This is a genomic window from Paenibacillus sp. FSL K6-1558, from assembly GCF_038002565.1.
In the GTDB taxonomy this organism is placed as follows: Bacteria; Bacillota; Bacilli; order Paenibacillales; family Paenibacillaceae; genus Paenibacillus; species Paenibacillus polysaccharolyticus.
Map to the genome: position 1 here is coordinate 5,483,457 of NZ_JBBOCV010000001.1, position 18,284 is coordinate 5,501,740.

The 18,284-nt window shown below is 47.1% G+C and carries 20 protein-coding genes and 1 pseudogene; 10 read left to right on the forward strand and 11 right to left on the reverse strand.

The genetic code is table 11. The annotated features are described in order from the left end of the window. Positions 1-92 precede the first annotated feature (92 nt). On the forward strand, positions 93-629 hold the full coding sequence (locus MHI38_RS23605) for a GNAT family N-acetyltransferase (RefSeq protein WP_090917980.1): 537 nt from the start codon (positions 93-95) through the stop codon (positions 627-629). A 75-nt stretch (positions 630-704) separates the two neighbouring features. Here MHI38_RS23605 and MHI38_RS23610 read toward each other — a convergent pair whose 3' ends face one another. Beyond that, positions 705-1,196 (reverse strand): DinB family protein, encoded by a 492-nt coding sequence (locus tag MHI38_RS23610; protein ID WP_341181762.1) that lies wholly within the window; start codon positions 1,194-1,196, stop codon positions 705-707. A gap of 294 nt (positions 1,197-1,490) precedes the next feature. Between MHI38_RS23610 and MHI38_RS23615 the strand changes: the two genes are divergently transcribed. The 9 genes from MHI38_RS23615 (at position 1,491) to MHI38_RS23655 (ending at position 10,123) form a co-directional block, all read left to right on the forward strand. Next, positions 1,491-1,910: a hypothetical protein gene (locus MHI38_RS23615; protein WP_090917976.1), complete on the forward strand. Its 420-nt coding sequence runs from the start codon at positions 1,491-1,493 to the stop codon at positions 1,908-1,910. Beyond that, positions 1,907-3,196, forward strand: a complete 1,290-nt coding sequence (locus MHI38_RS23620; protein WP_090917973.1) for an ammonium transporter — start codon at positions 1,907-1,909, stop codon at positions 3,194-3,196. Before MHI38_RS23615 ends, MHI38_RS23620 begins: the two co-directional genes overlap by 4 nt. 146 nt (positions 3,197-3,342) lie before the next feature. Next, positions 3,343-4,293 (forward strand): YwqG family protein, encoded by a 951-nt coding sequence (locus MHI38_RS23625; RefSeq protein WP_308722257.1) that lies wholly within the window; start codon positions 3,343-3,345, stop codon positions 4,291-4,293. A gap of 229 nt (positions 4,294-4,522) precedes the next feature. After that, positions 4,523-4,984 carry a DinB family protein gene (locus MHI38_RS23630; protein WP_341181951.1) on the forward strand — a complete coding sequence of 154 codons (462 nt, stop codon included), beginning with the start codon at positions 4,523-4,525 and terminating at the stop codon, positions 4,982-4,984. Positions 4,985-5,106: 122 nt separating this feature from the next. Further along, positions 5,107-5,811, forward strand: a complete 705-nt coding sequence (locus MHI38_RS23635; RefSeq protein ID WP_090917965.1) for a response regulator transcription factor — start codon at positions 5,107-5,109, stop codon at positions 5,809-5,811. Between the two features lie 30 nt (positions 5,812-5,841). Beyond that, positions 5,842-6,975, forward strand: coding sequence for an ATP-binding protein (locus MHI38_RS23640; protein ID WP_154887314.1), 1,134 nt, complete (start codon positions 5,842-5,844; stop codon positions 6,973-6,975). Positions 6,976-7,123: 148 nt separating this feature from the next. After that, on the forward strand, positions 7,124-7,564 hold the full coding sequence (locus MHI38_RS23645; protein ID WP_154887312.1) for a hypothetical protein: 441 nt from the start codon (positions 7,124-7,126) through the stop codon (positions 7,562-7,564). 8 nt (positions 7,565-7,572) lie between these two features. Continuing rightward, positions 7,573-9,435: a transglycosylase domain-containing protein gene (locus MHI38_RS23650; protein WP_341181952.1), complete on the forward strand. Its 1,863-nt coding sequence runs from the start codon at positions 7,573-7,575 to the stop codon at positions 9,433-9,435. Positions 9,436-9,571: 136 nt separating this feature from the next. Beyond that, positions 9,572-10,123, forward strand: coding sequence for a DUF2569 family protein (locus MHI38_RS23655; RefSeq protein WP_253496211.1), 552 nt, complete (start codon positions 9,572-9,574; stop codon positions 10,121-10,123). Between the two features lie 99 nt (positions 10,124-10,222). Here the strand turns inward: MHI38_RS23655 and MHI38_RS23660 are convergent, their stop codons facing one another. From MHI38_RS23660 to MHI38_RS23705, 10 genes and pseudogenes are all read right to left on the reverse strand, one after another. Beyond that, on the reverse strand, positions 10,223-10,681 hold the full coding sequence (locus MHI38_RS23660; protein WP_253496209.1) for a threonine/serine exporter family protein: 459 nt from the start codon (positions 10,679-10,681) through the stop codon (positions 10,223-10,225). 18 nt (positions 10,682-10,699) lie between these two features. Continuing rightward, a complete protein-coding gene (locus MHI38_RS23665) occupies positions 10,700-11,479 on the reverse strand; it encodes a threonine/serine exporter family protein (RefSeq protein WP_341181953.1) in 780 nt (259 codons plus the stop codon). A 195-nt stretch (positions 11,480-11,674) separates the two neighbouring features. Next, positions 11,675-11,980 (reverse strand): hypothetical protein, encoded by a 306-nt coding sequence (locus MHI38_RS23670; protein ID WP_145328501.1) that lies wholly within the window; start codon positions 11,978-11,980, stop codon positions 11,675-11,677. A gap of 68 nt (positions 11,981-12,048) precedes the next feature. Continuing rightward, positions 12,049-13,131, reverse strand: a complete 1,083-nt coding sequence (locus tag MHI38_RS23675; protein WP_261769198.1) for a S66 family peptidase — start codon at positions 13,129-13,131, stop codon at positions 12,049-12,051. A 72-nt stretch (positions 13,132-13,203) separates the two neighbouring features. Continuing rightward, entirely contained in the window at positions 13,204-14,541 is a 1,338-nt protein-coding gene (locus tag MHI38_RS23680; protein ID WP_154887304.1) for a DUF5643 domain-containing protein, read from the reverse strand. After that, on the reverse strand, positions 14,538-15,053 hold the full coding sequence (locus tag MHI38_RS23685; protein WP_154887302.1) for a sigma-70 family RNA polymerase sigma factor: 516 nt from the start codon (positions 15,051-15,053) through the stop codon (positions 14,538-14,540). The genes MHI38_RS23680 and MHI38_RS23685 overlap by 4 nt, the downstream gene beginning before the upstream one ends. A gap of 288 nt (positions 15,054-15,341) precedes the next feature. Continuing rightward, the gene (locus MHI38_RS23690; RefSeq protein ID WP_341181763.1) at positions 15,342-15,887 is read right to left on the reverse strand and encodes an ankyrin repeat domain-containing protein; all 546 of its coding nucleotides are present in this window, start codon (positions 15,885-15,887) and stop codon (positions 15,342-15,344) included. Positions 15,888-15,994: 107 nt separating this feature from the next. Beyond that, positions 15,995-16,870, reverse strand: coding sequence for a helix-turn-helix transcriptional regulator (locus MHI38_RS23695; RefSeq protein ID WP_341181764.1), 876 nt, complete (start codon positions 16,868-16,870; stop codon positions 15,995-15,997). Next, on the reverse strand, positions 16,867-17,313 hold the full coding sequence (locus tag MHI38_RS23700) for an NUDIX domain-containing protein (protein ID WP_341181954.1): 447 nt from the start codon (positions 17,311-17,313) through the stop codon (positions 16,867-16,869). The genes MHI38_RS23695 and MHI38_RS23700 overlap by 4 nt, the downstream gene beginning before the upstream one ends. 141 nt (positions 17,314-17,454) lie before the next feature. Further along, a pseudogene (locus MHI38_RS23705) lies at positions 17,455-17,940 on the reverse strand (GNAT family N-acetyltransferase); the annotation flags it as partial. Between the last annotated feature and the right edge of the window lie 344 nt (positions 17,941-18,284).

Genomic DNA, 18,284 nt, shown 5'->3' on the forward strand with positions numbered 1-18,284 from the left:
CTTTTTCCATTATAATAACCTCTATAAATTAGAGCAATGAACTTGGCTTCGAAATGATATAAGAGCTATATAAGTTAATGGAGGAATAGGGAATGGCACTGGAAAAGGTACAGATCGAATATGCATGTCTCGAAGACTTGCCGAGAATTGTAGAGATTTATAATTCAACTATCGAGAGCCGCATGGTAACGGCGGATTTGGAGCCGGTGACGGTAGAGCAACGATTGCCATGGTTTAATGAGCATACACCGGATCGTCGTCCTCTATGGGTCATGAAACGGGATGGGCAGGTTGTCGCATGGGCCAGTTTGAGTTCGTTTTATGGGCGACCAGCATACAATGGGACGGTGGAAGTCAGCGTATACGTCGATCAGCAGTGCCGTGGGATTGGGGCCGGTGGAATGCTGCTGAATACAGTATTCGAGGCTTGTCCTGAACTGGGAGTAACGACGATTCTAGGATTTGTATTCGGGCATAATGAGCCGAGCCTGGGGTTATTGCGCAAGCATGGCTTCGAACAGTGGGGATTTTATCCGGAAGTGGCGGTGCTGGATGGCGTGGATCGAGACCTTGTGATTCTGGGCAAAAAAGTTGGAGCAGATCACCGCCTGAAAGAGGCGCAGATTTAATTAAAGAAAACCTCCGTACCCACTATAAGTGGAGTGCGGAGGTTTTTTTGCTTATTTTACAAACCACGAACCCATTTACAGTCCCAGTTGCTGCTTGATCTCTCGAATCTGTCCCAGATGACGTTCCTCGTGGTAGCTTGTAAAATCGATCCATTGTGCCAGATCCAATTCACCGAACGCCGGGTGAGGGAACGACTTACTACGTAACAGGGCAACATCATGCTCGCGTGCAAACTGTTCCAGTGCTTGATGGGACTCAGCCAGATCCCTACGAATATCCGCAAGTCTCTCAGGCTCAGTTGGTGGTTGCACATGAGGAGGGGCTTCGACAGATCTGCTGCGGTCCAGAGACATTTCATAAGGCTTTTTCTCAATGGACACATTCTGTTCTTTTTCCACTGCAAGACGAGCTTGCTTGGTGATGACATTTTCCATCAGATTCAAGTGCCGTAACACTTGCATAATACTCCACTGTTCCGGGGAAGGTTTCCGGTTCAATTGATCTTCATCTAACCCGGAGATAGCCTCCCAGATTTGGTTACGTATTTCGTCATTACGTTCAAACATCATAAACATCCTCTCTTTAGGTTTATTACAATAACATTACTGTTTCTATATGTCCGACCGAACATATAAGACCCTGTTTAACCAGCATAAAACACAAAATGAGCAAATGCGAACTTTACCTATATTACCCCTTGTTAGGTGAACTTGAGGAAAAAATAAAAAACATACCCTTAAATTGGGTATGCTGAATTGTATACAACGGCTTCCATAAAACGAAAAAAAGATTGACGGGTATGCCCCGGCAAACTATAATCGGTAACAAGTAACTTGATATGTAAGGAGTCCTGACATGATATGTTAGTAATCGACGAGGTGTATCACCATACAGCATTGCAAATATCATCGTCCGATCTATTGTACCTTATCGAACGGTTGAAGGTCAAAAAAGAAAATGAGATCGAAACGCTCAAGCAGAAGATTGAACAATTTGAACAAAAACGACGAGCCGAGGAAGTGGCTTATCAGTCGCTGTCTCCTGTTCGCAAATGGTTTGCGGGACGTCCGGCTTCTCATCACCAAGCGGTGGAATACATGGTGCAGGTGAAGGAACGATTCCGCAAGATGGAGCAGATTCGCAGGCGCATCCGTGATCTTGATCAGATTATGGAACGTATTCAGAGCGCTAATCATAATCGGCAGGAAGAGATTGAGCTTTCGCCTGAAATTATCCGCGAGATCAGACAGCTTAGTGAAACGGAGGATGTGCAGGCATGACTTTGGAAACGTTAAGCTCCGGGATCGACACGGTCTGGGTTGTTCTCAGCGCAGCGATGATTTTGTTGATGGAGGGCGGATTTGCCCTGCTGGAGGCTGGGTTTGTACGTTATAAAAATAGTGTGAATATTATCATGAAAGTATTTGCTGATATTACGATTGGCACATTATTGTTTTACGCGATTGGTTTTGGCTTGATGTATGGTTCAGATGCTGGAGGGTTTATAGGAGTGACAGGTTTTTTCCTGAATGGTGATCTCTCTCATCTGAACGTCCCGGTATCCCTGGAGACGTTTTGGCTATTCCAAGCCGCGTTCACGATTGCGGTCATTTCAATCGTATCCGGTGCCGTAGCTGAACGGATCAATTTCCGTGCATACCTACTATATATCATCCTGATGACGGCGATTATTTATCCGATTGGCGGACACTGGGCTTGGGGTGGCGGCTGGCTCAGTCAGCTCGGCATGCAGGATTTTGCCGGTTCAGCTGTGATTCACGCACTGGGCGGTTTCTCTGCACTGGCGGCAGCTATTATTATCGGGCCACGTAAAGGGAAATACACACCACTTGGTGTAAGTGCAATTGCACTGCCAAGCAATCTGCCGCTGGCATCGGTAGGTGCTTTCCTGTTATGGTTTGGCTGGTTTGGGTTTAATGCGGGAAGTACATTGAGTGCGACAGATGTCAGAATCGGTCACATCGCCATCGTTACCATGCTATCCGCAGCTGCGGGTGGTGCGGCTACGTTGCTCTATACCTTGTTCCGCTTTAATCGTTCCGATGCACCGTCCGTGATTAACGGTTCACTTGCTGGACTGGTAGGCATCACAGCAGGCTGTGCATTTGTAGGTGATCTGGCAGCAATATTCATCGGCGCAGTCTCCGGTCTGTTGATGATGGCTGCTACGAACTGGCTGGATCGCATGCGAATTGATGATCCGGTAGGGGCTTTCCCGGTTCATGCCGTTTCGGGAATGTGGGGGACGGTTGCTGTAGGTCTGTTTGCCACGGACGGAGGTTTGTTCATGGGCGGCGGCTGGAAGTTGCTTGGTGTTCAGGTGCTTGGTCTGACTGCACTGGTCGTCTGGGGATTCGCAATGACCTGGTTCGGACTGAAGCTCATTGGCAAAGTGGTTCCTGTCCGTTCGACCGAGGAAGAGGAAGACCTTGGTCTGGACATCAGTTACCATGGGGTGATGGCTGCGCACCAGTCGCATGAATTTCTGGATGGCGAGGAGCATATGATTGCTTATCAGCAGAAGTCCTCTGATTCAAATCGATAACAAAAGTATATGAAAAGATAGGGGCTGACGAAGGTCAGCCTCTTTTTTACACAGAAAGCAGGGAAAAAAGACAAGGCGGAAGAATATACAGGTGTGAACGTGAATAAGTCTCAGCATAGGTGTAACGTCAAAAAGGGAGGATCTATATGATTAAGCCGGAACAATGTGAACGTCTGACTAGAAAAGCACGTAAAACCCTCGAAGAAGAATACGGTCTCGGTGCTGTTGCCGATCTGGTGCTGGATGCTGGGCGCTGGGGTATTCGCCTGGATGTGTCCACAACGGATGAATATCGCAGAACAGGAAATTCGCGTGTTGGCGGACATCCTGATCTGCCGGATGATCTGGACTGGCCGCTTACGGAGGACGGGGTGCCAATGACTTTTCTGGCCCAGCTGAATATGGTGGATTTGTCTCCGTATACACCGAATGACGGGCGCGGAACGTTGCCGGAGCGGGGTATGTTGTACTTTTTTATTGGCAGTGTGGATGCAGCTTATCCGATTGAACATCGAGTGATCTATGAACCATCTACATATAATCTTGTGAAACGAGAACCGGACGGGGCTACTGCTCTGGGGGGAGAACCTACGATAGCGCATTCGGTTACCGTCTTGCCTAACCTTGAGCTTCCTACATATGCGTACATAGATGCTGCGGCGTTGGATGAGCAGGGGAAAGCTTCAGAGGCAGTTTCCAATCCAGAGGGAGCTCTCGAAGGCCGTTGGCTAGACCGTTATCTGGAATTCGAATCAGACTGGAATCACCCAAGCCCGCTGAATTGGGGCGGCATGTTCGGTTACCCCGATGGGCAGCATCCCGATGCAGAACACCGGGCGTTGAGTTATATTGAGCTGGGTGAGGCACACACCGGCAGTGAGCAGGAATGTGTGAAGAAGCTGACCGCGCATTACGATGGGGATGAGGAGCGCACGTGGGAGGAATTATCCGACACACTGCTGCTGTTAAAAATAGATACGAATGATGCTATCGGTTTTCAGTGGTTGGATTGCGGTGAATTACAGTTCTTCATTCGAGGTACTGACCTGGAGGCTGAGCAATTTGATCATACATGTTGTTCGATTTATTCCAGTTAAGTTTTAGTTCATTTTTTTACCCAGGCCTACTGCCATTCCATAAATTAGGTGAATATTTATTCAATAGCTGTAACAAAATGTCCTGAATCCCCGTTAATAAGAGGAGGAGGGACTTTTTTTTGTGCGCATATGTTAATCAGAGGCGCCAGCGTGTTTAAATAGTTAAAGGAAGTACATAGGTTGAAATGAGATCATATGTTCTATATAATGGGATGAAAAGGAAGTGATAATGTTGATTCAGTCTGCATTCAAACATATTGATACGGCGGTTGCATCATTAGTTGATATTTGCGATCAGTTAAGTGAAGAAGATTTGGACCTGACTCCGATTGAGGGCAAGCGTTCTATAAGGGAGTTACTTTCGCATCTAGCGTTAGTCTGTCGCGCAGATCTGTACATATCCGAAGGTGCATCAGAAGAGGAAATGACTCAATTTTATCAAGAGAACCGCGTGTGTTCTGTGAACCAGATCAAGGATTCTCTCATAGAGAACCGGAACTTCCTCTACCAGCGTTACATGCAGTTTACGACGGAAGAATTGCTTCATGTAACAACATCCTATTGGGGTGCTTCCTATAGCCGTCTGGAATGGTTACTTGAAATGATGGGGCATATGTACCATCACAGGGGACAACTCTATACGATGTTAACCTTGACGGGAAGAGAACCCAAGACGGCGATGTTTGCCTAAACGAATACATATCATCAATACATATCAGGTTAATTCCAAAGTGGTATACTGTGTACAGATAGATTGCTTACATATTCGGTTTAAACCGATGCAGCACTTGTGAAGCAGAAAGGAAAAATGCCGTGGCACAACCAGCATCTATACTGCTTGTCGATGATGAGCAGGATATTATTAAACTGATGGAAATTTATTTTGGCAATGAAGGGTACCGGATTTTTACTGCGAATGACGGAATACAGGCTCTAGAGGTGCTTAAGACGGAAGACATTGATCTCATTATTCTGGACGTCATGATGCCCAATATGGACGGAATCGAAGCCTGCATGAAAATTCGCGAAGAGCAGAAAATGCCAATTATAATGCTGTCTGCAAAAAGTACGGATATCGATAAAATAACGGGTTTAAGCATCGGCGCTGATGATTATTTAACCAAGCCGTTCAATCCGCTTGAGCTTGTGGCGAGAGCGAAATCCCAGCTTCGCAGGTACCATACGTTTAATGAGGGCAGGGAGAGCAAGGAGCATGAATGGATCATTGATGATCTGATTATTAATACAGACACACATGAAGTGTGGCTGGATGACAAACCTGTGCATCTTACACCCCGGGAATTTGCAGTGCTTGAACTGCTCGCAAGGCATCAAGGATCGGTACTTAGTATGGAACAGATTTACCGCCAAGTCTGGAAAGAAGAATTCATGGAGTCTAACAACACGGTTATGGTGCATATTCGTAAACTTCGTGAGAAGATTGAGCACGATAGTAAACATCCGAAGTTCATACAGACGGTATGGGGTGTCGGATATAAGATGATTAAACCAATTTAGGTTGTACGTCACAAGCAGGGAGTTTCTACCATGAATTCGAAATGGATTAATACGGTACGCTGGAAGTTTATTTACGCATTTCTGTTAAGTGGCATTTTGACTGCGGTGATATTGTATGGAGCAGGTAAAGTGGGCGAGACAATTCTGAAAAATCAGCAATATCCGAATTATACGATTCCGGGGCAAGTGGTTCGCTGGCTAGTAAATCATATTGGCTCTGTTCCGCTGATGATTGCTGTAGGAATCATCAGTTTTGTGCTGTTTTTCTTTCTGTTCACCCGCAAAGTGATGGTTGTGCTGGATGAGATCACGGCGGGTATTCAGGAAGTAGCCAAAGGAGAACTGTCACATCGGATTGCGGTGAAGACTTCGGATGAGTTTGGTGTGGTTGCGGCGAGCATCAATCAGATGGCGGAACAACTCCAGCGATCTCTTCAGGAAGAACGGAGTGCCGTTGCAGCCAAAAATGATCTGATTACAGGCATCTCGCATGATTTGAGGACACCCTTAACCTCGATTCTTGGATTTCTGGAGTATATCGAGAAGGATCGGTATCAGGATGAATTAGAAATGCGTTATTACGTCAGTATCGCTTACGAGAAATCCCTGACGTTGCGTAAACTCATTGATGATTTGTTTGAATATACTCGGGTCAGCGGCGGAAGCCTGCCGTTGTCTTTGAGACCACTGAATCTGACTCCATTCCTCATGCAACTCGCCGAAGAATTTGCTCCAATGCTTGAAGAAGCAGGCATGACCTATACGATCGTTGGAGGACAAGATCCATTATGGATTCAGGCTGCTCCGGGAGAACTCGTTAGAGCCTATGAAAACTTGTTCAGCAATGCGATTCGATATGGTGCAACGGGCAAAGTAATGGAAATTGGCCTTGCTCTTGAAGAAGGAGAAGCTGTGGTACGTATCAGCAATTACGGAGAATCGATCCCGGCTCAGGACTTACCACATTTGTTTGAACGTTTCTATCGGGTAGATAAATCACGTTCTCGTGATACAGGAGGCACAGGACTGGGACTTGCCATTGCCAAATCTATGATAGAACTGCATCAGGGGCAGATTGCCGCTTATAGCGATCAGGGCCGGACGGATTTTGTTACCCGTTTTCCAGCCATAAAACCACCCGTCCATACGCCATTGGAAGAGTAGGAAGAGTAGAATGTTCATATCATACCTCTCATATTAAGCTTTGGATATGTAAATTAAGAATTTGATAAGAAGTTAACAACGCTTCTTTAAGAACTATTCGGTATGCTACCTCTATCAATCTGTTCGAAGTATGAGGAGGGTACCGAAGATGAGTTCAAGATTTAACACCGTTCGAATGAAATACATCTATATTTGCGGAGCAAGCGCGGTTCTCAGCATCGTGCTTCTTTTTGTTATGTACCAGATCATGAGATTAGCTTATCGTTTGATGTTCCATGAAGTTGTCTGGTTTACCAACCTCGTACATTGGAGTATCAATCATATAGGAAAGAAACCGATCGGGTTGCTTATGGGCGGAGGTTTGTTTCTCTTATTTTTCTGGGTTCGTTCTCAGAAAATAAGCGAAGACATGCAAGCCCTTGTGCGGGGAACTAATGAACTTGCTAATGGCCGGAATCCTGCACCCATTCAAGTCTTAAGTGGTGGTGAGCTGCGGCAATTGAGTGATCAGATCAATGCGATTGCGGCGCTTACAGCGAATAAAGATTGCTCTGAAATGAAGGTTAAATCAGAGGAACCATCATGTTAAATGTGAAGATGAAACGTTCCATATATCGATTGTACGATGTTGCTGTTATTGTAGCGGTTCTACTGGTGCTACTGTACATCTATTTGTTTTCGTATGGAAAAATGGTGACTCGCCATCAACCGGAAGTTATGCAGCAAGTGTCATCAACCGTCATTCTGGATGAGGCTGGACAAGAGATCATCAGGTTGACGACACCAAACGGAGGATATATGGCGTATGCCGATCTGCAAGAAATGCCGGATATGCTAAAACAGGCCTTTTTAGTGACCGAGGATCGGCGTTTCTACCAACATGCGGGTCTAGACGTCATGGGTGTTGGCAGGGCAATGGTAGAAAATATACTACATATGAATTGGAGCCAGGGCGGGAGTTCGATCACACAGCAACTGGCTAGAAATCTGTATCTGAACGCCAACAAGAACTTCATCCGTAAAATAAACGAGTTATCCATTGCGATCGAGATGGAAACGAAGTATTCGAAGGACGAAATCCTGGAAATGTATCTGAACCGGATTTACATGGGACGGCAGCAGTATGGAGTCAAGGCAGCAGCATGGCGTTATTTCGGTGTGAAAGATTTGAAACGGTTAAAACTCTGGCAGATCGCCACGCTCGCGGGTATTCCCAAGGGGCCTTCTATATACAATCCGGTGGATAACGAGATTCTTTCCCAAGAGCGACGTAATGTCGTTCTCTCCATGATGCACGAACAGGGAATCATTACGAGCAAACAGATGCAAGAGGCTATAGCTGTTGAATATCAACCGCCTCCTCCCAATATGGCGAGCCTGTCAACGGCACGTACATCGGCAATGGAGCAGCCTTCCTATACATCTGCATTGGATGCAGTCATGCAGGAGGCTTCACTTCTCACCGGCAAGGGTGAAGCCGAGATTCGTTCCGCAGGATGGAGCATTCGAACGGGCTTGAATGCAAGTGTGCAGCGGGCAATGGAGGAAACATTCGCGGAGCATGTCTGGTTTCCGGATGACCGAGAAACTCAACAGGTACAGGCCAGTATGGTAATACTTGATCAACATAACGGTGAAGTGAAAGGCATAATGGGCGGACGAAATCCTGTGAAGGGAGATATGAATCGTGCTATGAAGGATGCAAGGCAACCAGGATCCGTATTTAAACCCGTCATCGTCTATGGCCCTGCATTGGAGTCTGGACAATTCGGGCCATCAAGTATGCTTCCTGACCGACCTACACGTTACGGGAATTACCAGCCGGGCAATGTGGGAGGAAGGTACAGAGGTACGGTATCTTTGTCGGAGGCGCTGCAAAAATCAATCAATGCGCCTGCGGTTTGGTTGTTACACGAGATCGGGTTGAACCAAGCCAAAGGGTTCGCTGAGCGACTAGGAATTCAATTACAGGATGAAGATATGAATCTGTCCGTTGCCCTTGGGGGGATGCATCAAGGTGTCTCGCCGCTCAAGCTTGCGCAAGGATATGCTGTTTTTGCCAATGAGGGGAGATTCAATCGTGCACACCTTATACGCGAAATAACGGATGCCCGAGGGCGAGTTATCTATAGCCATCGCTCAGAGAACAAACAAGTTATCACGAGGCGAACGGCTCAAGAAATAACGAACATGCTGCAGCTTGTCGTGAGCCAAGGAACAGGAAAGCGTGCCCAGTTGCCTGATGATCATGTGGCTGGCAAAACGGGTACGACACAAGCCGCATTGCCGAATGTGCCCAAGCAAGCAAATCGGGATATCTGGTTTGCCGGATATACAAGGAAATGGACGGGGGTCGTGTGGATGGGATTCGATTATACGGATGCGAAACATTACTTAAAGTCCGGAAGCGGAACTGCAGCGGAGTTGTTCGGAACGGTGATGAAACGTAGCGAGGAATAAAGGAAAGGGAATAAGAGAGCGGAACGCTCAATGGATATTCGTGCTTGATTTAGCAGAGAATTTTCTCCTTTTTATAACACAACATACAGATATTAAGTTATAATAGATGCTCTTCTATTTTTCTAAGGAGGGTATCATGAATATGAATCGGGCATACGGTAAGCAAGATGAGGATGTAGATATGGTTTCGTCCAAAAGTGGCACCAGGCCTGAACTTCCAGGTATTTCGGGTTTGGGCGGCTGGTTGATTTTAATTCAGATTAGTCTTTGGGCTTCACTGGTATTTTTACTTTCGGATATCTCACAGGTTGCGGTGATCATGGATCCGGCACGATGGGAAGGAAGTCGGGGCATCGACCCGCAGCTGTATACGGAAGTCGTAAGGCCGTTGCTGTGGTTTGGATTCATTAGTAGCGTTATTTTGTCTGTCATCGTTGTTGTGAATCTTGTTCTTTTATATAGTAGAAAGCGGCTTTTCCCACGTTTGATGATTGTACAGTACATTGTCAATCTGATAATCGGTATCGCTACCTGGATTCTTATCGCTCAGAACGAAGTGGGAAGAGAAGAGCATATACTGGATGCGACCCCTGCTTTTAACCTGATTATTCGTTCGTTGCTGACGTGCTGTATTTTTATTCCCTATTTTCTAAAGTCGGTACGTGTGAAAAATACGTTTATCAAGTAAACGAAAAGGCCCATAGCCTACAAGAACGGAGCTAAGTCAAAACTCCAGCTTGCAGACCATGGGCTTTTTTTGCTTGGTGGCAACCTGCCATTGGGAGGTTCATTTGGAGGTGGACTTGATGCGGTTTGAACGGGAAAGGCTCTGAATCATCTGGTTTAATACCTCGGATAGGACAAGTCCTACAGCGATAGCACCCGACAACATAAGAGCTTTGGCGGCCATCTCCATGGCAGCACTGTAGTTATTTTGTACAAAACTACGCATCGCATTATACGCCAGCCCACCCGGCACGAGAGGAATGATACCCGCCACGCTAAAAATAATGACAGGTGCCCGGAACATACGAGAAAATAGCTGACTGATGACACCGACAGCAATCGTTGCAGCCAGTGTGGCCGGAACAGCATCTGCGGCATACTCCAGCACAATATAGATAATCCAGCCAATCATACCGACAAATCCGCCGTGAAGCAGCATCCGTCTTGGCGCATTAAAAATAATGCCAAACGCAGCCGAAGCAATGAAGCTGGTTAAAGCTTGTCCTATAAAATGGAGCATTTCCTGCAACCCTCCGTCTTACATCAAAAGTGAAAATACAACAGCAATGCCTGTGCCGATGGCAAAAGCAGTCAGAAAAGCCTCGGCGCCCTTAGATAAGCCGGATACGAGATGCCCAGCCATCAGGTCGCGCACGGCATTGGTAATGAGTAATCCCGGCACGAGCGGCATGACAGAACCGATTATGATTTTGTCCCGCTCAAAGCCTGCACCGACATACACGAGGAAAAAGGCGAGCATGCCGATGACAAAGGAGGCTGTAAGCTCGGCAAAAAATTTGACGCGCACCCAGCGGTGAAAAAGAATGACCGCGGCGTAACCGATTCCGCCGCAGAGTAGTGCCGGAAGAAAATTTCCCCAGCCTCCGCCGAACATGATTGTGAAGCAAGCACTGGATAAGGCAGCGGCCCCTAGCTGGACAGCATACGAATAACCGGAAGGCTTGCGTTCGATCTCCAGCAGCAGCTCATGGGCTTCCTGAACGGTTAGTTGCCCTTGTCCGATGCGACGTGAGACGGCATTCACTTCAGACACTTTATCGAGGTCCGTGGTGCGCTCCGAGATGCGAATCAGCTTCGCGGGTTCCGTGGCATCCACCGAGAAAAAGATGCCCGTGGGCACCACATAACTATGTGAATGTGGCAGCCCCAATGCAGCGGCCATCCGCTTCATCGTATCTTCAACGCGGTACGTTTCGCCGCCGCTTTGCAGCATGATTTTCCCAGCAAGCAGACAGATGGCGATGACTTGGGATTGCTCAGACGGTTCAGTCACAGGGTGTTGACTTTTGTTACGCATCTCCGATTCGGATTCAACAGGAGAAGAGGGGTCATGACGTATGTATTCCAACCGGATCAAACTCCGTTTCATATGAAATAAGGCAAGGTACCGACACCATTGTATCATATTTCACACGCTCACAAGCAATCCCGGCACATGGAATAAAAAAGCTTCGTCCAATCCTCGAAAGGAAAGAGACGAAGCCCTTTTGGCTTACATTAACAAGGTGATGACGAGCAATTCATACAGCACCAGCGGTAGAATCGTTGGGCCAAACAAAGCACGCGGTTCAGGGTAACCATGCATTGGTGTCACTTGAAGGTACAGTATTCCGCGGTCTGCACTAATAATGACTCCTTCCCAAACCTGACCATCGATGTTCTGAACCTGCACTTTCTTGCCGATATGCTGACGAGCCGTATGATGCAGCATGTTCCGCACATTTTGCACGGATTGCAGCATCGGTTGATTGGCCTGATATACAACACGTGTGGTTGGTGTGGATGGCGATTCAGACATGATGCACAACCCTTCCTCGAAATAAAATCTTTCTTACTTCAAGGTATGCATCTGCCTACAAAAGGTGATTACACATATGACATGTGCAGAGCTCCACGGCCGCTTTCGTAACTGACCTGACCCACTGCGCCATTCACAAAAGTCATCTGAGGTGGAATGTGACCAAGATCCACATCATACATCACAGGCACGTTCAGATCGCCAAGCGCAGAGGAGAGGGCATCGGTAAACGTAAAATCATCTGTGTCCGAATAACCGGCAGGTCGTCCAAACAGAAAACCGTTCGCCCCGGCAAACCAGCCTGCTTGTCTCATCTGCCACAGGCGGCGATAGATATCACTTGCATCCATCTCACAGCTTTCCAGATACCAGATCGTTCCTTCGTCAGCGCAGTATTGATGCAAATAGTCTTCTACCGGTGCAAAAGGAGTGCCGATCAGGCACGTTATCGTGTCCATGCAGCCTCCAATTAACCTACCTGAGAAGCGAACAGAGTCACTTAGTGTTTCAGATGCTCCAAGCTGCTTCCAGCAAGATGGCGTATCTAGATTAAAGCCGGGCAGTTCCATATTCCATTCGGATTGATAATGGGTAGAAGATACTTGTGTGATCTCTTCGTCAGCTTTCGTCTGCAGCACATCAAGCCAGCGAGCCGTAACCGGATCTAATTCATTTGTCCGAAGATCAACATAATTCGTACCATGAGCTGAGGCAGAGCCGGTCAACAACGTATAAGCAAACAAGAAAGTGCTGATATCGGAGTAGCCGAGCACCCATTTGGGTGGTGACTTCTTCATTGCTTCCCAGTCCAGCAGCGGCAGAGTATCCATCAGAAACTCTCCGCCCCATGGAGGAATGACGGCCTGTATCCCGGGATCAAGCATATATGCGTTCAGTTCGGCCGCGCGAGATTCTTTGGGAGCACTCACACATTTGGAATTGTTACGCAGGGAAGGACTTTCCTTAATGTTGAAGCCGAGACGCTCCATATGATGTTTGCTGTCTTCCAAATGACGATGCATAGACTCGCCTACACCACTGGACGGTGCGGCTACACCAATCGTATCGCCCTTCACGAGTGGCTGCGGATAACGGATGGAACGCGGATTCATATATAACACACCTTTCCCACTTGAGCTGAAGTTGCTCATGATATGACTTCATAATATTTCCATCATTATACAGCAAAGTTTTGCCAAAGACAGCTCATTGGAGGCAATCTATCAAGGATTTACAGGGATTTCGAGTGAAAAGGGTGAGTTTATTTTTGACGGATAGGTAGCAATTTTCATCTGAAGCTTACCCTGTAATTTTGCACCATGTTCGATGGTGATTGAAACGGTGGTGTGATCCAGATCTTTACCATGTCCCGGACTCCAGCTTGCACCAGGGGTTTGATAAGTTTTACCCGTACTGTCTTTTACTTCGCTGAAACCGAGTACGAAACTATCTTCCATGCTGTCAGGAACAGAGAAATCAACAATAAGATTTTTGCCCTCTACTTTGCTGCCCAGCATCTGAAGACCGGAAGGGCCTCCCGTAATCTCACGTGTTTTCAGGTCGAGGCTGAAATCAAGCTCTTTTTTATCCAGACCTGAGAATCCGGAGCCTTGTAAGGTCAGCTTTTTGGGTTTGGAGAAATACATGCTCTCAAAATAAATGGAACGTGTATCCTCCCCAATGGCGGTGTCGGTTCTCCAGGCACGTCCTTGTTCATCCACGAGTTGCAAATCGCTGAGACCAAAGATTTTTTTGCTGTTGTTTGGGTCGATCTGTACGTCAAGTACCAACCGGGTTGGATACATGGTGGCCTGTTTTACCTGGATACGCTGTCCATCGACGACTAAGGTTTCGTTTACAGGGATGACCTTTTTCATGCCCTTGGTTAAATTTTTATCGACTGGCATCGTTACCTTCCACACCCCTGGACTGGCTTTGTCTCTCGATTTGAATACCACCGTTAACACATCCGGAGGGGGGGATTGGTCGGTAAAAATAACATCAATATAGTTTTCATACACTGGATCATCTGAGTCAAAGTGGATTGTAGAATAGCCAAAACCAACAGGAAGATCTTTACCGTTTCCATCCAGTAAATCGATGTCATAGTCGAATTTTTCTGTATTTTTCATGCCTTTCATCTTATAAAAAATAACCATGCGTGAGTCGTCTGTAATAATGCCTTCCACGGTTACGGAACCCCCATTATGCTCGTCGGTGATCCCGACTTTCTGCAACAGGGACTGATCAATCGCCATCATCAATCCTTTGTCTTGCCGGATCAGATTGACGACGCCTTCCATTCCAGGCAGTTGCTCGACAAAGGACGCAAAGGCAGGGGATACCCGAATACAGCCAGTGAACAATAAAATCAGGGCTGCTGCGGAGATGGAGCTGGTCAGCCAGCGTAATCTGGTTTTTCGTTTACGGGAAGCTTGTTGAATCCCGGCCTGTACAGCTCGGGAAGTTGCTGTATCCGGTACGGGCATCGTATCGTATTCGGCTTTGCGTGCTTGAAGACGTGTCTCCAAAGCTTCGAACGGATTTTGTTCGTCGGTCATGATAAGAGCTCTCCTTTCGGTTCAAGTTGATCCCGGAGCTTGCCAAGCGCGCGGTGCAGTCGTGATTTGACCGTGCCTGCCGGAATTTCGAGAATGTCAGCGACTTCAGTTAACGAGAAACCTTCGAAATAACTCAGAATAATAATTTGTTTGTATTCCGGTTCAAGTGCAGCTACCGCAGCGGCAAGGTCCGGATCTTCGGGACGATCCCAGCGGCCTGATTCACGAATCTCGGTTACGGAACTGAACCGGATTTTGCGTTTGCGTTCATCTGCACAGTAGTTTAGAAGGATGCGGATTAGCCATGTACTGAAATAGGTAGGTTCTTTCAGTTTTTTGAGTTTGCGGTATGCGCGGTAGGTTGCTTCCTGTATCGCTTCCAGTGCATCGCCCTCATTATGCAGATACGCATAGGCGATCCGGTACAGGCGGCTCTGATGCATCTCCATTAAGGCTGCAAACGCTGCAGCATCCCCTTTTTGTGCAGCTCGCGTAAGTTCGGTAGGGGTCACAAGGCTCCTCCTTTGCTGATGTTGTTTCGTATTAGACAGAGATCGTTGCCAAACGGTTCTTGTTTTTTGAAAAAAAAATGTTGTGCATGTTGCTCATCAGAAAGTTTCATTGCATTATACAGCAAAAACCGTCAGCTCTCTCATGAGCATTACGGCTCCAGGAAGATTCTGACGGTTACAAGTATGATCTCGAATAGCCTTCTAGGTAAGATACCGAGTCTCAAGTGTAGCATGAGTCCCAAGTATAATACGGATTCACATCGTTATCGCAGCTTATATCTAGCCCGCTTAGGATAGCTTTGCCATCGCTTGCTCCAGACGAGCAGCGACAGAGGTATGACCACGTTGCTTCGCAATATCTAGTGCGATTTCGCCGGATGTGTTAGGTGCTTTGACATCGGCTCCATATTCAAGCAACAAGTCTATAATGGCTGTCTGATCGGTATGAAAGGCAGCCGTATGAAGTGCTTGCTGTCCATCACTGTCAAGGATGCTTGTGGATGCGCCATGTTCCAGCAATAGCTTGATCACTTCCACTGAACGTTCTCCAGCCAGTGCGGCGTGTAGGGCTGTGTTGCAGGGAATGAAGGAGATAAGGGAATGAGAGATCGCATTCACTTCCGCACCGTGTTCAATAAGGGCATGTACGCTCTCGGAGTGTCCAAAATGTGCGGCATATCCCAGCGGTGTCAATCCATCCTTGTTTTCCGTGTTGGCCAGTTCTGGTTGTACGGCAAGAAGGGACTTTACTTTTTCAACATCATTCTGCTGTGCAGCTTCAAATAGCTGTTCCAATGGTTCTAGCTGCTTTGGACTCTGATCGGTTTCTTTCATTTGTGAAAACCTCCTCTTTCGTATCTATACACACAGGGAATGTAGCGTAAGCTCGTTCGGAGCTAACTTCATGATAGATCGTTCACACGGACAGTGCTTCTCGAAAATCACCTTTTTATCCGATACTGTGCAGGGGAGTATTTAAATCGTCTGAAGAAAAGGGAGCTGAACGAGCCAAGGCTCTCAAAACCGACGTTGTAACAGATTTCTGTAACAGGGAGATCCGTATTGGATAACAGCTGACAAGCAGCCTGAAGCCTGCGTTCCGTCAAAAATTGATGTGGCGATATGCCGAATACCTTTTTATAACTGCGGAGAAAATGATTCACGGACAGATGCGCGGCTGAGGCAGTCTCTGCAAGCGTGATAGGTTTATTATAGTAGGCTGTCATGTACTCGTGTGCGATATAGATTCTTCGATATATCTCGTTTCGGGTTGAAGATTTCACCATATCCAGGCTGTCGATTTCCAACCGAATCTCACGGTGCAAAACAAGCATGTGCACGCCCAGATGATAGAGTTGTTCCTCTAGTCCCCATACATCTACGGCCTGAGAGGCATAGGAGGAGCGCAATCGCTCAAGAGCAGCTCCTAGTTGATCGGTCATAGGATATGTTCGTTCCATCCAGTCCAGTGTACCAAGGGAAGATGTGGCATAAGGCTCATCCAAGAGATACCGGTTACTTCCTGAGATATTCCGACCGATTTCTTCCACTAGCCCCGAAGGGAAGAAGATGCAAAACGATTCGACGGGAACAGGTGAATCAATATGTAGCTGATATTCCTGTCCTTCGTTCAAAAGCAAATATCTGTCCTGATCGACTGCAAAATGTCCATGACCCGCTTCGTATAATGATGTTCCGTAACGGAACGTTTTCAGGGAAAGGGCACCTTGACCTTTCCAGTCGAACTGGTGTCTGGACTCATGCAGTATGAAAGGGACGGTACGTTGCGTTAATGTATTTTTGGAAGAGCCCTTCATTGGGTGCCGCTGTCCCGATGCTTCTCTGCATATTGTTGCTTCGCTGCTTCCAATGCCGGGACGGCAAAGCTGGCGAGTGGAGAAGGTAGCTCATGGAGCGGGAACCAGCCAATCTCCCCAATAGCTCCGCCTTCTTCCAGATTGCGTGCTTCTCCGCTAACGACCTTGGTGGAGTAGAGCACGGAAATCCAATGCTCCTGTCGCTCAGGGCGAATCGTTTCTGCGGTACAGAGAAGACCGTTGATCACAATATCCAGATTGACTTCTTCTTTAACCTCCCGGATAACAGCCGTCTCCAGTGTTTCGTACACATCGACTTTCCCGCCGGGAATACTCCAAGTGTGCTGTTCGGGTGCACGATTACGCCAAACGAGGAGCACTTCATTTCGTTCATTAAGGATCACTGCACCTACGCCGATCCGGGGAGTGGCCTGGACTGCCATGCTACCAACCGTAGTAGAGCCTGCCGAAGGGAAAGCACTTGCACTACCCGAACTAGACCCTGGCTGAAACGAAACGGGATATCCCGTTTGGGCGGACCAGTCTGCTGCGAGAATGCTCATCGAGATCAGATCGTACTGTGTACCGTCTCGAAGAACGGCAGCACGATGCCTGCCTTCCTCGCGGAATCCGGCCTTGAGATATGCCCGTCTTGCGGCTTCGTTGTATTCGATCACGTCAAGAGCAATTCGATTCAGGTTTAACTCATGGAATGCATATCGCAAAATCAACGCAAGAGCGTCACTGCCATAACCTTTGCCACGATCTCGTTCTTCACCAATGCCGATAGCCAGTTGTGCAGAGCGGTTATTCCATTCCAATCGATAGATGGCAACAAATCCGAGAAAGCGATTGTCTTCCAACGTGCGCAGGGCAAATTCGAAATCTTGACCGTTCCGAACGGAAGAAGATCCGGTCTCATCGGATGTTTGTGGCGTCACAATATCCGTATCCAAGTTACGCATATATTCGTAGTTTTGTGTAAAATGTGCGATTTGCACGCTGTCTTCGGGACAGGGTGCCGTGAGTCTGACTTTGGAGCCTTGAAACGCATTGTATTGACGATTCATGTTGCACCTCTTTTTATATAATCTAACGTTCTTCGCTTATCCCATTATACTACAGCCCTAATAAATACCGAACTTCCAGTGTGGATTGGTCGGCGGAGAACTTGGATCAACGCTTGCAGACGCTACACTTGAAAGTACTAGAGCTGATCGAGAAATTGTTTTATATTATATACAAAGGGATAATGTGGGAGTGAAACTATGAATCGGTTCAATAAAATAATATTATGTAGTATTCCAAGTGCTATTTTTCTATATGTATTCTATCTACCACAACTAAACTATTACCGGATCACAAGATTAACGGGTTGGTCAAACAACACAATGTCACTTTTAATAAGTATTAT

What these genes read in the sequence shown, in the direction of transcription:
- MHI38_RS23605 (WP_090917980.1), top strand. Translation starts at nt 93, where the DNA reads ATGGCACTGGAAAAGGTACAGATCGAATATGCATGTCTCGAAGACTTG.
- MHI38_RS23610 (WP_341181762.1), bottom strand. Translation starts at nt 1,196, where the DNA reads ATGTTTGAACGTAATGACGAAATACGTAACCAAATCTGGGAGGCTATC.
- MHI38_RS23615 (WP_090917976.1), top strand. Translation starts at nt 1,491, where the DNA reads ATGTTAGTAATCGACGAGGTGTATCACCATACAGCATTGCAAATATCA.
- MHI38_RS23620 (WP_090917973.1), top strand. Translation starts at nt 1,907, where the DNA reads ATGACTTTGGAAACGTTAAGCTCCGGGATCGACACGGTCTGGGTTGTT.
- MHI38_RS23625 (WP_308722257.1), top strand. Translation starts at nt 3,343, where the DNA reads ATGATTAAGCCGGAACAATGTGAACGTCTGACTAGAAAAGCACGTAAA.
- MHI38_RS23630 (WP_341181951.1), top strand. Translation starts at nt 4,523, where the DNA reads ATGTTGATTCAGTCTGCATTCAAACATATTGATACGGCGGTTGCATCA.
- MHI38_RS23640 (WP_154887314.1), top strand. Translation starts at nt 5,842, where the DNA reads ATGAATTCGAAATGGATTAATACGGTACGCTGGAAGTTTATTTACGCA.
- MHI38_RS23645 (WP_154887312.1), top strand. Translation starts at nt 7,124, where the DNA reads ATGAGTTCAAGATTTAACACCGTTCGAATGAAATACATCTATATTTGC.
- MHI38_RS23650 (WP_341181952.1), top strand. Translation starts at nt 7,573, where the DNA reads ATGAAACGTTCCATATATCGATTGTACGATGTTGCTGTTATTGTAGCG.
- MHI38_RS23655 (WP_253496211.1), top strand. Translation starts at nt 9,572, where the DNA reads ATGAATATGAATCGGGCATACGGTAAGCAAGATGAGGATGTAGATATG.
- MHI38_RS23660 (WP_253496209.1), bottom strand. Translation starts at nt 10,681, where the DNA reads ATGCTCCATTTTATAGGACAAGCTTTAACCAGCTTCATTGCTTCGGCT.
- MHI38_RS23665 (WP_341181953.1), bottom strand. Translation starts at nt 11,479, where the DNA reads ATGCGTAACAAAAGTCAACACCCTGTGACTGAACCGTCTGAGCAATCC.
- MHI38_RS23670 (WP_145328501.1), bottom strand. Translation starts at nt 11,980, where the DNA reads ATGTCTGAATCGCCATCCACACCAACCACACGTGTTGTATATCAGGCC.
- MHI38_RS23675 (WP_261769198.1), bottom strand. Translation starts at nt 13,131, where the DNA reads ATGAGCAACTTCAGCTCAAGTGGGAAAGGTGTGTTATATATGAATCCG.
- MHI38_RS23680 (WP_154887304.1), bottom strand. Translation starts at nt 14,541, where the DNA reads ATGACCGACGAACAAAATCCGTTCGAAGCTTTGGAGACACGTCTTCAA.
- MHI38_RS23690 (WP_341181763.1), bottom strand. Translation starts at nt 15,887, where the DNA reads ATGAAAGAAACCGATCAGAGTCCAAAGCAGCTAGAACCATTGGAACAG.
- MHI38_RS23695 (WP_341181764.1), bottom strand. Translation starts at nt 16,870, where the DNA reads ATGAAGGGCTCTTCCAAAAATACATTAACGCAACGTACCGTCCCTTTC.
- MHI38_RS23700 (WP_341181954.1), bottom strand. Translation starts at nt 17,313, where the DNA reads ATGGCAGTCCAGGCCACTCCCCGGATCGGCGTAGGTGCAGTGATCCTT.